The following is an 11,913-nucleotide window of genomic DNA, read 5'->3' as shown; positions in this document are numbered from 1 at the left end:
GACGTGCAACCTTCCCTCGTGGACATTCATTCCGGTGTTTCGGATTGAGGCTCTCAGGCCTGATGCGGCCAGGAGCGGAACAGGAGCGCGGCGATCAGCCCGAGAAACGCGAAAAACCAGGCCACCATAACTCGGTGGTGAACGGGTTCACCGACGTCGAGTCGGCCTGGTCAGTTGACATGGCTCGACGCTATCGACCGACTCCGCCGCCGCACATCATCCTGCAGAACGATATTCGCTACCGCAGGGTGGTCGATCAGCTGCCGGGTGCCCGGTACTCGGCGTCCCGGCGCACCGCGTCGTCCACCTGCTCCGGCGTCAGCAGCACCACCGATTCGGATCTCGCCGCACCGGAAGCGGTGGTGCGGATCCCGAGCGCGGCGGCCGCGACGTCGTCCGGCACGTCACCGATGACGAACAGATCCCGGCCACCCAGTGCGAAGTAACAGGATTCGACTGTGCCCCCGACGCTTTCGACCATCTGCGTGATCGCCTCGCGTCGTGCGGTGCCGCCTTCGGCGAGTAAACCCTTCGCGCCTTCGGGTGAGTACGTGACCTGCCAGAGATATCTCGGCATCAGTGCCTCCTCGATTGTGGGGTCCTCTCATGGTTCTCCCGGGACGGGCCACATGCAATAGGTTCCGGCGCTAGGGTCGTGAGATGGCTGAGGCCCGCATAGGTATCTCCGGCTGGACGTATCCCGGTTGGCGCGGTGACTTCTACCCGGACGGTCTGGCCCATCGCAAGGAGTTGGCCTACGCCGCGGGGCGATTGACATCCATCGAGATCAACGGGTCCTTCTATTCGTTGCAGCGACCGACGAGTTACGCGAAGTGGCGTGACGAGACACCGGAGGATTTCGTCTTCGCCGTCAAGGGTGGTCGCTACATCACGCACATGAAGAGGCTGGTCGGCGCCGAGACGGCGCTGGCGAACTTCTTCGCATCCGGGGTGCTCGCGTTGGGCCCCAAGCTCGGACCGCTGCTGTGGCAACTGCCCCCGACGCTCGCGTTCGATTCGACGAGTCTCGCAGCGTTCTTCGACCAGCTGCCGCGGACGACCACCGATGCCGCGACGCTCGCGTCTCGACACGACGACAAGCTCACCGACGACAGGGCATGGACGGAGACGGACGCCGATCGCCCCGTCCGCCACGCCCTCGAGGTCCGGCACCCCAGTTTCGACACGGAGGAGGCGAGGGAGTTGCTCCGCGCGCACGACGTCGCGTTCGTCGTCGCGGACACGGCAGGCCGGTTCCCGTACGTGGAGGCGGCGACGAGCGATTTCGTCTACGCCCGGTTGCACGGGGACAAGGAGTTGTATGCCAGCGGCTACACGGACGAGGCGCTGGACGAGTGGGCCCGCAAGTTCGAGCGATGGCTCGGGCAGGGCCTCGACTGTTTCGCGTACTTCGACAACGACATGAAGGGGTACGCGCCGTTCGACGCGCTGCGGTTGATCGAGCGGCTGCGCTGAGTGTCGGAGCCTCGTGGCACAGTGAGCTTCGGTTCGACGAAGACGAGAAGAGGATCTACCGGATGTGGCCCACTCATTGGCCTGCTGTCGCGCGTGACATCGCCGAAGCATTGGACGCCGCCATCGTCGCAGCGCGTGCGTCGGACGCGGCGGCGCTGACCGAGGCGACGGAGGAACTGGCGGCCCTGCCTGCGGAGCAGGTCGGTGCGGTGCTGGCGGGGGTGGTCCGGGAACTGCTCGAGACGTTGCACCCGGACGGTCTGACGGGGGAGGACGTGCAGGACGTCCTGACCCGCTGCGCGCGAGCGGCGGCACTCTGGTTTCCGGCCGTCGACGTCGACTCGCTGGTCACGGTGCTGACCGGTGCCCTCGGCGTGGCCGATGTCGAGGAGAACCCGCGCAGACCGGAGCGTGCGGTGGAGGCCGCGATCCTGGTGATCGCCGATCTGCTGAGTGCGGCGGAGGTTCCCGCCGACGGTTACGTCCGTCGGGCGCTCGACGAGATCGCGCGCGCCGAAACCGTCGAGATGCCCTGATTCGTTCAGAGTTCGGTGCGGATGTGATCGGCCAGCCGGGCGATCCGGTCCTCGTTGCGGCGGTAGTGGGTCCACTGGCCGATCCGATGGCTGGTGACCAGTCCGGCGCTCTGTAGGGCGGCCATGTACTGCGAGGCCGTCGATTGGGAGACCTCGGCCCTCGCCTGAATGTGCTTCAGGCACACGCCCACCTCTTCCGCGGGTTCGAGTTGCGGGGGAAAGCTGTCGGGGTCCTTCAGCCACTGCAGGATGCGTACGCGGGTCGGGTTCGACAACGCTTTGAAGACGAGGGCCAGGTCGGTCGCGTCCGGAAGTTCACTCACAGCCCCACCGTACCGTCATATCGCGATTTTTCGATATGTGTGCTTCACTCGGTATATCGCAAATTCGCGATATACCGATAGGAGTCGAATGATGGCGAAGCGCAGAGTGGCAGTGGTCGTCGGTGCGCGCGGGGTGATCGGCGGAAATCTGATCGACCACCTCGAGGCAACCGGGGAGTGGGAGATCATCGGACTGTCGCGACGCGGCGGATCCGACACCGACCGGGTGCGGCACATCGCGGTCGATCTGCTCGACCAGCGCGACGCCGCCGAGAAGCTGGGTGAACTGCGCGACGTGACCCACATCTTCTACGCCGCCTACCAGGACCGCCCGTCGTGGGCTGAGCTCGTCGCGCCCAACGTCGCGATGCTGGTCAACACGGTGAACGCGCTCGAACCCGTGGCTGCCGGGCTCGAGCACATCAGCCTGATGCAGGGGTACAAGGTCTACGGCGCCCACCTCGGACCGTTCAAGACGCCGGCGCGCGAGAGCGACCCGCCGCACATGCCGCCCGAGTTCAACGTGGATCAGCAGCAGTTCCTCGAAGGCCGTCAGCGTGGCAAGAGGTGGACGTGGTCCGCGATCCGCCCCTCGGTCGTGTGCGGATTCGCTCTCGGCAATCCGATGAATCTCGCGCTGGTGATTGCCGTCTACGCGACGATGTCGAAGGAACTCGGCGTGCCACTGCGGTTCCCGGGTAAGCCCGGCGCGTACACGAGTCTGATCGAGATGACCGACGCCGGACTGCTGGCGGAGGCGACCGTCTGGGCCGCGACCACCCCCGAGTGTGCGAATCAGGCTTTCAACATCAACAACGGCGATCTGTTCCGCTGGGACGAGATGCTGCCGAAGATCGCGGATTTCTTCGACCTGGACGTCGCACCGCCGCTGCCGATGTCGATGGACGTCGTCATGGCCGACAAGGAGCCGGTGTGGAACGACCTCGTCGCGAAGCACGGGCTGGAGCCGACGCCGTACTCGGACGTCTCGTCGTGGGCGTTCGGCGACTTCGTCTTCGGCTGGGACTACGACGTCATCGCTGACGGTTCCAAGGCGCGCCGGCTGGGTTTCCACCGTCACGTCGAGACCGAGCAGATGTTCCTCGACATCTTCCGCGACCTTCGGGCCCGGAAGATCATCCCCTGAAAGACAAGGAACTACCGGCGAATCCCGGATTCGACGTTGGCGGCGATCCGCCGGAGCAGCCCGGCCAGGACGGCGCATTCGTCCTCGTCGAGCCCGGCGAGAAATTGCCGATCGCGTTCGACGCGCTGCGGGAACTCGGTGTCGACGAGTTGCCGCCCGGGCTCGGTCAGGTGGAGCAACACGACGCGCCCGTCGCGTTCGAACGGTAGCCGTTCCACGAGGCCCAGCCGGGCGAGGCGGTCGACGTGCTTGGTGGTGGATGCGCCGCTGAGCATCGTCACGGCGGTGACCTCGCTGGCCCGCAGTGGCCGATCGCTGCGGGCGAGTACGCACAGGACGTCGAACTCGGCGCGCGAGACCCCGCTCGCGTCCAGGGCGCGGTCGAGTTGCTGCAAGGCCTGGGATCCGATCCGGGTGATACGGCCCATCACTTCGATCGGTGACGTGTCCACTTCGGGATGGGTCTCGGCCCATTCGCGTCGAACGCGATCGGTGAAGTCCTCATCCGGGCGTGGGGCAGTGCTCATGAAAACCATCGTAGCGACCAACTTCACACTAATTCAGAACTATTTTACTAGTGAAGTATAAGGTACGCTGAGGTCATGCAGGCTTCCCCTCGATACGCACCCGACCTCAGCCGGCTCCATCACTCCCGTGGGGCGCTGGCCTACTCGGTGGCGCCGTCGACGTGGCGTCGTGCGTTCGAGGTCCGGAACGCCGATGCCACCATCGCTCCCGCACTGCGGGTGGGTGCGGCGACGGCTCTGGTGCTGGTCATCGGTGGTCTCCTCGGGCACGGCAACCTCGCGGGTTTCGCGGCACTCGGTGCGCTGACCGCCGCGTTCGGTCGATACGAGCCGTACCCGCGGCTCGCCCGCAAGGCGGGACTCGTCGGTGTCGCGCTCATCGCCTTCGTTGCCGGTGGAGCGCTCCTCGGTGCAGCGGGACTGTCACTCTGGCTCCAGATAGCGGTCATGTCCGTCGCGTCGGGAGTCGCCGCGTGGCTGCTGGCGGCGTTCCGTATCGCCGGTCCCGGCCCGGTCATCCTGGTCTTCGCGGCGACCGCGGCGGTCGGCCACGCGACCCATCTCTCCGATCTCGGACCGGCCGTCGTGGCCGTGGCGATCGGTGTCGTCGTGGGCTGGCTCGCCGCCATGACGCCCTGCCTGTTCGTTCCTCTCGGTCCCGCCCGGCTGGCGGTGGCGCGGGCACTCGCCGCGGCCGCGGAACTGCAGCGTGCACACGACGCCTCCGCGATCGCGTCCGCACGCAAGGCCATCGACAACGCGCGTGACGTGATCGCCCACAGCGGGCGGGGTCGGGACGGGCACTCCCACCAGTTGTTCGCGCTTCTCGCCGAAGCAGACACGGTCGTCGATCGGTGGGCGCACGAGCGTGACCACGACACCCTGCGTGCGCTCGTCGATCACGAGTCCGAACTGCGTAAGGTGAAGCGCCGCAGCGATCTTTCGGCCTTCGGTGCGGAGACCGCGGTGCTGCCGCGGCCGGGTGGCTTCTTCGCAGACGGTCTCCGGGCGCTGCGGTCGCGAGTGGGGATCGTCAACGCGGCCCGTATCGCCGCTGCCGCCGCGCTGGCCGGATGGATCTGTGTGGCAATCGGATTGGAGCATCCGCTGTGGGCGTCGATGGGTGCGATGGCCGCGATGCAGGGTTTCAACTTCAGCCAGACCGTGCAGCGGGGAATTCAGCGGCTCGTCGGTAACGTGGCGGGCGCCGTCCTCGCCGCCGGGCTGATCGCCGCCGCGATGGGGTACTGGCAGACCGTCGTGGTCATCGTGGTGCTGCAGACCGTCACCGAGCTGGTGGTCATCAAGAACTACGCGTTCGCATCCGTCGCCATCACGCCCATGGCTCTGCTGCTCACCGGCCTCGGGTCGGCGGTCGCACCGGACATCGCGGTGAGCCGCATCGTCGACACGCTCGTCGGTGTGGTGGTCGGGGTGATCGTCTCCGCTGTCGCGATCAGCCGGACCGACCACCATCACGTGGGCTGAGGCCGCTCAGATCCCCGTCGCGGAGACGTAACCGGCGAATCCGATCGCGCATGCGCCCGCACAGAGGATCAGGGTTCCGCACGCCACCGGCCATGCGATCGTGCGCCGCGCGATGCGTGCGATCGTGACCATTCCGCCGATCACCGTCACGAGTGCGGCGACCGCGAGCGCCACGCACACCGCGATCCACGCGTTCTCGGCGCTGCACGTGGCGGGCGGGCAGTAGTCGAGGAACAGTAGCCAGAACAGCCCCGCGACTGCGGAGATGCTGGCGACGGCGACCGCGACGACGAGCGCGGCCGCCGACAACGCCACGTCCCAGCCGTTCAGCCGCGGCTGATCGTCACCCGTACGCGGGTGATTCCATGGATGTGACTGAGGCCCCCCTGGCTGCATACGCGTCACAGTTTACTTCGGGGGGATCGGCGGTGGCAGCGCAGCCCCGTCCGGGCGCAACCCGGCGAGGAACACCGTGATCAGCCGCGGAACGAGGTTGGCCGTCGTGTCCTCGAACATCAGCACGTGGGGCCGGGTGAGCATGGCGATCCCCATGATGATCTCGAGCGGCACGACGTCCTCGCGCACCAGCCCGACGTCCTGGAGCCGGCGAATGAAGTCGGTGACCGTCGCCTTCGTGAGCTCTCTCGCCTCGCGGACGTCGGGCGGCAGCTCGTCGAGGCTGTTGACCAGTGCGGGAACCAGCGCTCCCATCCGCAGTTCGACCACGGCGTCGACGAACCGCCGCCACGCTCCCTCGGGGTCGTCGCCGCAGTCGTCCAGTCCCCGGACGGCGAGTTCGCGGACTTCGGCGAGCGTCGTCCGGGCCACGGCGTGGGCGAGCTCGTCCCGGCTCGGAAAGTTCCGGTAGAGGGTGGCGATCCCGACGCCGGCTCTCGCGGCGATGGCGTCGAGCGGGGCGTCGTGCCCGCGGTCGGCGAACACCACGCGGGCGGCCTTGATCAGGGTGTTGCGTCGTTCCAGCGCGTCTGCCCGCACGATTCCACCTCTTCCGTTGACAACCCAGCATAACCGGAGGAATATTCTCCACAAGTAACGGAGGAATTTCCTCCACTTCATGAAGGGGAGTCCGATGACCACCTCGGATACCGGGACACTCGCGCCGCACACGGAGCCCGCCGGGCGGTCGGCGCACGGCCCGTCCGATCCCGTGAAACTGACCGCTGTCGTGCTGGGGCTCACCGCGGTGATCGCGCTCATGCTGCTGGCGTTCGCGTTGCCGGCCGTCAACAGCGGCCCGCACGACCTCCGGCTGGGCGTCGCCGGACCCGACGCGGCCGTCACCCGGATCGACAGCGCGCTCGCCGCGGGACACCCGGGCGCGTTCGTCACCGAGCGCTTCCCCGACGCCGATGCGGTCCGGACGGCGATCGAACACCGGGAGGTGGTCGGCGGAATCGTCGCGACACCGGACGGCATGGCGGTCCTGTCCGCCGGCGCAGGCGGGGCGCCCGTCGCGCAGACGATGAACGGCCTCGCGGCGGGAATGAGCAAGACTGCGGGACAACCCGTTCCGGTCGAGGACGTCGTTCCGCTGACGGTCGACGACCCCGCCGGCGTCGGTCTCGGCGCCTTGGCGCTTCCCCTGGTCTTCGGCGGCATGATCCCCGCGCTCGCGCTAATGCGGCTGTTTCCGCGCAGTGTCGGTCGACGGGTGGCCGGGGCGGTGCTGTTCGCGGTGAGCGCCGGGGCGGTGCTGGCGGCAATTCTGCAGTTCGGCCTCGGAAGCGTCGACGGCAACTACTGGACGACCACCGGTGCCGTCGTGCTCGGCATCGCCGCCATCTCGCTGACCGTTCTCGGGCTCGAATCGGTGCTGGGCACAGCGGGGTTCGCGCTCGGAGCGGTGACGATGATCTTCCTCGCCAACCCGCTGTCCGGACTGGCGACCTCCGCGGCGTGGCTGCCGTCGGGGTGGGGCGCACTCGGTCAGCTGCTGCCACCGGGAGCGGCGGGAACCGTGGTGCGATCGACGGCGTTCTTCGACGGACACGGAGCCGGTGCGGCGGTACTCGTGCTGACCTGCTGGGTTCTGTTCGGGCTCGGCCTGTGCCTGGCATCCGGACTGCGGGAGCGGCGCGCCGGGGAAGAACCGGCCGTCGCCTGACGCTGTGGTTTGATGGCGGCATGGGGGAACGACGGATCGTCCGCCGACTGGTCGGCATCGGAGCGGGTCTCGGCGCGCTCGCCGTCGTCGTCGTCGCGGCCTCGACGGTGTGGATATCGCGGGAGGCCTCCGGCCACGTCTACGACGTCGACGACGCACCCGAGGCGCCGGTGGTCATCGTCCTCGGTGCGCAGGTGCGCGACGGCAAACCCCGCGAGTATCTGGCCGGACGCCTCGACGTCGCCGTCCGTCTCGTGCAGGACGGTCGTGCGCGGGCGGTCCTCGTCTCGGGCGACGGCGCAGGCAGATCCGGCGACGAGATCGCCGCGATGACGGACTACCTGGTCGAGAAGGGCATCGACCGCAACAAGATCGTCGGCGACCGGTACGGGCTCGACACCTACGACACGTGCGCTCGCGCCGTCCAGACGTACGGAGTGACCAAGGCGCTGATCGTCACGCAGGGTTTCCACGTTCCCCGCGCGGTCGCGCTGTGCCGCGGTGCCGGGATCGACGTCGCCGGTGTGAACGCCGGATGCGAATGCCGCCCGATCACGATGGCCAGGAACACCGTGCGCGAATCGCTGGCCCGGCCGAAGGCCGTCCTCGACCTGCTGTCCGGGCGCGATCCCGTGGTGGTCTCCGAACCGGAGGACTCACTCGGGAAGGCGCTCGCCGCCGAGGGCTGACCTCGAACCGCCGCGCGGGGAGTGGCTGGTCGGTACGCTTCTCCCGTCGACGATCGGGAGGCTGACGATGGTTGGTGCACGACCGGATCCCGGTCCGCGGGAAGTCCGGAAATGGCGTCGCTACCTCGCCGACGAACGCGCCGAGGCGGCCGTCTACCGCGACCTCGCCAAACGCCGGAGCGGTGAGGAACGCGAGATTCTGCTGGCACTCGCGGACGCAGAGGGACGGCACGAGGCGCACTGGCGCGGGCTGCTCGGCGAACACGTCGGCAAGCCCGTGCGCGGTGATCTCCGCACACGCATCCTCGGTGTGCTGGCCCGGCGGTTCGGATCGGTGTTCGTGCTCGCCCTCGCGCAGCGCGCGGAGACCCGGTCGCCGTACCCGACCGACGTCGACGCCACCGACGCCATGGGCGCGGACGAGCGGATCCACGAAGAGGTGGTGCGGGCGCTGGCGGCGCGCGGGCGAAATCGGCTGTCCGGCACGTTTCGTGCCGCAGTGTTCGGTGCCAACGACGGCCTGGTCAGCAACCTCGCCCTCGTGCTCGGCATCAGTGGCAGCGGCGTCGACAACCACATCGTATTGCTGACCGGCCTCGCCGGCCTCCTCGCGGGCGCGTTGTCGATGGGTGCCGGCGAGTACGTGTCCGTGCGCTCGCAGCGTGAACTGCTCGAGGCGTCGGCGCCGGGGCAGGGCGCCCGTGAGGCGGTGCCGCTCCTCGACGTCGACGCGAACGAACTCGCACTCGTGTACCGGGCGCGGGGCATGCCCGCGGAGGACGCCGAGAAGCGCGCGGCCGACGTGCTGCGGAGAGCCGTTCAGCCCGACCCCATTTCGAGTACGGAAACCGCCGACGAGCACGAGGCCATCGGCACCGGGCTCGGTGCGGCCGCCGCGAGTTTCTGCTTCTTCGCGTCGGGTGCGGTGATCCCCGTGCTGCCGTATCTCTTCGGCATGGAAGGCACCGCCGCGCTCGTGGTCGCGGCCGCGCTGGTCGGCGTCGCACTGCTCGGGACCGGTCTGGTGGTGGGATTGCTGTCGGGTGGCCCCCCGGTCAAGCGCGCGTTACGCCAGCTGGCCATCGGGTACGGCGCCGCCGCCGCCACCTACCTGCTGGGCATGCTGTTCGGGACAGGCGCCTGAGAACGTCATCATCACCACGGGTGTGGAACCGTAGCCGGGGACGGGAAATGTGCGCACCGTGTGCCGGGACCAGGACCCGTCGGAGAGGGCGACACGGGCGACACCGGGAACGCCGGCCGTGATCCGTTGCCGCACCGCGGCAAGGTCTTCGCCGTGCAGCAGTCCGATCTGCCCGCCCTCCGCCGCGGCAGACAAACCCGCCAGCGGTGCGGTGATCCATTTGATGGCGTACCCGTGCTGTGAATCGACCAGTGCCGCATGAACCCCCGCGACCGCGTGCACGGTCGACGCGATATCGGAGTCCACCACCCGGATCGCCAGTTCGCGGACAGGAACTCGCCGTCCCGCGCATTGTCGACGCGTTCCATCAGCACCGCGATGTCCGAGAGTCGCGGCACCCTCCGGTACAGGTCGGCGAGACCGAAATGGCCGTGGTCCGGCCGGGTGTCCGCCACCCCGTACAGAAACCGGAACTCACTCGTCCATCGTGTGCGTCGCGGACCCGCCGACACGGACAGGTTCCACTCCCACCCCGCCGCCCGGTGCGGTTGGGGCACCGGACTGTCCGCACGACCGGTGAAGATCTGCACCGCGAGGACGTCTCCGCCCGGACCGAGCACCGGTTTCCCCACGACGAGATCGATGTCGCCGACCGTCTCTCCGAGAGTCACCTGCACCGGCTGTCCCGACGACTTGACCGTGTCGATGGCTCCCGCCACCAGCGTCGGCATCCTGCCGCGGTAGACGTTCCCGAGCGGCCGGCACTGCCGCTGCTTGATGCCCTCCGCGATCACCGTCGGTGCGTCCCCCAGGATTTCGACCAGAATCCAGCCGTCTCCGCTTCCCCGTTGTTCCACTCGTACCGCCCCCCTCATGGCGCACGATCATCGCAACGGCGGCGATCCGGATGCTCGGCGAGACTTCGCTGCGACGGCGTTCAGTCCGGTGCGGCCGCGACGGCGTCCAGGAGACCGGGGAAGCGGGATTCGATGTCGGATCTGCGCAGCTGAGCCATCCGCGAATTGCCGCGGTCGACCTGCGTGATCAGCCCGGCCTCACGCAGCACCTTGAAGTGGTGGCTGCGGGTCGATTTGGACACCGGCAGCCCGAACGACGTGCAGTGACGTTCCGCCCCGTCCGCCTCCACCATGAGCTTCTGCACGACCTCCAGTCGCAGGGGGTCGGCGAGAGCGGCCAGGACGGAGACCAATTCGATCTCGTCGACCGCGGGATGTCCCTCGGCGTCGGGCACGGCGCACCTCCAGGTTCGGGTCGTCGACCACCAGAGTGAAGGTTCGTCTTGCATCGAACCTAACTCTGGTGCATGGTTCGTATTGTATCGAACCTCTGGTGCACGGGGGCCGCACTCTTCAGGAATGATCGACATGACCTCGGAGCTGACGGGGCTGGACCGTCCTCAACGTCAATCACGCCGGCTTCAGTCGCATCATCACGTTCGACCTCGGTGGTCCGCACGAGGATCATCGCCGGCCCCTCACCGCGGAGGAATTGCAGGAGACGGTCGACAGATTCGCGGGCCGTCCCGTTCCGTTCCGCGACGCGCGGTCGCTGTCCCGCTTCAGCGACTATTCGCGGCTGGTCGACGACTACCGGCTCGGCCGGGTCCTCCTCGTCGGTGACGCTGCGCACGTGCACTTTCCGCTCGGCGGGCAGGGCCTGAACCTCGGTATCGGCGACGCGATCGGCCTCGGCTGGCGCCTCGCCCTCGTCGCGCGGGGACAGGCCGACCCGTCGGTGCTGGACGTGTACTCGCGGGAACGGCACGCGTGCGCGGCCGGGGTGATCGCCAACGTCGCGGATCAGCGTGAGCGTATGCGAATCGGAGTGGACGGTGACCGCCTGCGACACGAACTCGGCGTCCTGCTGGAGGACCGCGACCGCAACCGGGCGCTGGGTTCCGCGATCAGTGCGCAGAGTCAGCCGGCGCCCAGCGCTCTCCAGGACGCGGCGCGCGGCGACTTCGCAGCGAACACCGTGATCGAGACGGACACCGGGATCACCGACCTGATCAGGTTGCACGTCGCGGCGGGGGACCGGGGGCTCCTGCTGTGCGGGGACGCATCCGAATCCGTCCGCGCAGTCGTCGAACCCCCGTGGGGTGAACGGGTGCGGCTGATTCGGGCGCGGAACCTCGGGCCCACCACGGTGCTCGTGCGACCGGACGGCGAAGTGGCCTGGTCGGGGGAGCTGGGAGACGGCGGCGAACTCGTCGCCCGGGTCGCGGAGACGTTCGGCGGCTCCGCCGCCCGTGCGCGGTTGACGAGTGCAGGGACTCGTTAACCGCGCACGGGCGACCACGTTGTCGAACGAATGTCGAGCCACCACCCGAGGCTCGACCCGCTCGTGCAACGGATGCGGACGGGCGGGATCGAGCTGCAGCGGTGCCCGACCCTTTTGCCGGAGGCGGTCCCACGCGTCGCCGGGCATCCACTGGATG

At 68.4% G+C, this 11,913-nt stretch carries 15 protein-coding genes and 1 pseudogene; 8 read left to right on the top strand and 8 right to left on the bottom strand.

What is annotated here, in order from left to right:
* Positions 1-256: 256 nt before the first annotated feature.
* Complete coding sequence (locus PSR88_RS12315; protein ID WP_009475126.1) at positions 257-577, bottom strand: GYD domain-containing protein; 321 nt, start codon at positions 575-577, stop codon at positions 257-259.
* 83 nt (positions 578-660) lie between these two features.
* Here PSR88_RS12315 and PSR88_RS12310 point away from each other — a divergent pair, with 83 nt between their 5' ends.
* Entirely contained in the window at positions 661-1,476 is an 816-nt protein-coding gene (locus tag PSR88_RS12310; RefSeq protein ID WP_011595173.1) for a DUF72 domain-containing protein, read from the top strand.
* Between the two features lie 62 nt (positions 1,477-1,538).
* Complete coding sequence (locus PSR88_RS12305) at positions 1,539-2,012, top strand: hypothetical protein (protein ID WP_011595172.1); 474 nt, start codon at positions 1,539-1,541, stop codon at positions 2,010-2,012.
* A 5-nt stretch (positions 2,013-2,017) separates the two neighbouring features.
* Here the strand turns inward: PSR88_RS12305 and PSR88_RS12300 are convergent, their stop codons facing one another.
* Complete coding sequence (locus tag PSR88_RS12300; protein ID WP_016882591.1) at positions 2,018-2,335, bottom strand: ArsR/SmtB family transcription factor; 318 nt, start codon at positions 2,333-2,335, stop codon at positions 2,018-2,020.
* An 88-nt stretch (positions 2,336-2,423) separates the two neighbouring features.
* Here PSR88_RS12300 and PSR88_RS12295 point away from each other — a divergent pair, with 88 nt between their 5' ends.
* Entirely contained in the window at positions 2,424-3,482 is a 1,059-nt protein-coding gene (locus tag PSR88_RS12295; protein WP_016882592.1) for an SDR family oxidoreductase, read from the top strand.
* 11 nt (positions 3,483-3,493) lie between these two features.
* Here the strand turns inward: PSR88_RS12295 and PSR88_RS12290 are convergent, their stop codons facing one another.
* Positions 3,494-4,018 carry a MarR family winged helix-turn-helix transcriptional regulator gene (locus PSR88_RS12290; RefSeq protein WP_016882593.1) on the bottom strand — a complete coding sequence of 175 codons (525 nt, stop codon included), beginning with the start codon at positions 4,016-4,018 and terminating at the stop codon, positions 3,494-3,496.
* Positions 4,019-4,084: 66 nt separating this feature from the next.
* On the opposite strand from PSR88_RS12290, the gene PSR88_RS12285 reads away from it, so the two are divergent.
* Entirely contained in the window at positions 4,085-5,497 is a 1,413-nt protein-coding gene (locus PSR88_RS12285) for an FUSC family protein (protein ID WP_011595168.1), read from the top strand.
* A 6-nt stretch (positions 5,498-5,503) separates the two neighbouring features.
* On the opposite strand, the gene PSR88_RS12280 is transcribed toward PSR88_RS12285, so the two are convergent.
* Together PSR88_RS12280 and PSR88_RS12275 are read right to left on the bottom strand one after the other, a co-directional pair.
* Entirely contained in the window at positions 5,504-5,812 is a 309-nt protein-coding gene (locus PSR88_RS12280; protein ID WP_016882594.1) for a hypothetical protein, read from the bottom strand.
* A gap of 93 nt (positions 5,813-5,905) precedes the next feature.
* Entirely contained in the window at positions 5,906-6,493 is a 588-nt protein-coding gene (locus PSR88_RS12275; protein WP_029539198.1) for a TetR/AcrR family transcriptional regulator, read from the bottom strand.
* A gap of 94 nt (positions 6,494-6,587) precedes the next feature.
* On the opposite strand from PSR88_RS12275, the gene PSR88_RS12270 reads away from it, so the two are divergent.
* The 3 genes from PSR88_RS12270 (at position 6,588) to PSR88_RS12260 (ending at position 9,455) form a co-directional block, all read left to right on the top strand.
* On the top strand, positions 6,588-7,622 hold the full coding sequence (locus tag PSR88_RS12270; protein WP_016882596.1) for a hypothetical protein: 1,035 nt from the start codon (positions 6,588-6,590) through the stop codon (positions 7,620-7,622).
* A 20-nt stretch (positions 7,623-7,642) separates the two neighbouring features.
* Entirely contained in the window at positions 7,643-8,311 is a 669-nt protein-coding gene (locus tag PSR88_RS12265; RefSeq protein WP_016882597.1) for a vancomycin high temperature exclusion protein, read from the top strand.
* Between the two features lie 67 nt (positions 8,312-8,378).
* Complete coding sequence (locus PSR88_RS12260; protein WP_011595163.1) at positions 8,379-9,455, top strand: VIT1/CCC1 transporter family protein; 1,077 nt, start codon at positions 8,379-8,381, stop codon at positions 9,453-9,455.
* Here the strand turns inward: PSR88_RS12260 and PSR88_RS12255 are convergent.
* The 3 genes and pseudogenes from PSR88_RS12255 to PSR88_RS12245 all read right to left on the bottom strand — a co-directional run bounded on the left by PSR88_RS12255 (position 9,378) and on the right by PSR88_RS12245 (position 10,707).
* Positions 9,378-9,764: a hypothetical protein gene (locus PSR88_RS12255; RefSeq protein ID WP_237724084.1), complete on the bottom strand. Its 387-nt coding sequence runs from the start codon at positions 9,762-9,764 to the stop codon at positions 9,378-9,380. The genes PSR88_RS12260 and PSR88_RS12255 overlap by 78 nt on opposite strands.
* Positions 9,765-10,063: 299 nt before the next feature.
* Positions 10,064-10,330: pseudogene (locus tag PSR88_RS12250) on the bottom strand (GAF domain-containing protein); the annotation flags it as partial.
* A 62-nt stretch (positions 10,331-10,392) separates the two neighbouring features.
* The gene (locus PSR88_RS12245) at positions 10,393-10,707 is read right to left on the bottom strand and encodes an ArsR/SmtB family transcription factor (protein ID WP_016882598.1); all 315 of its coding nucleotides are present in this window, start codon (positions 10,705-10,707) and stop codon (positions 10,393-10,395) included.
* A 194-nt stretch (positions 10,708-10,901) separates the two neighbouring features.
* On the opposite strand from PSR88_RS12245, the gene PSR88_RS12240 reads away from it, so the two are divergent.
* Entirely contained in the window at positions 10,902-11,756 is an 855-nt protein-coding gene (locus tag PSR88_RS12240; RefSeq protein WP_342338910.1) for an FAD-dependent monooxygenase, read from the top strand.
* The last annotated feature ends 157 nt before the right edge of the window (positions 11,757-11,913 follow it).

The organism is Rhodococcus sp. DK176 (assembly GCF_038447315.2).
GTDB classification, from domain to species: Bacteria; Actinomycetota; Actinomycetes; order Mycobacteriales; family Mycobacteriaceae; genus Rhodococcus_F; species Rhodococcus_F jostii_A.
The sequence above is the reverse complement of the archived record's forward strand: the minus strand, read 5'-3'. Positions and strand labels throughout refer to the sequence as shown.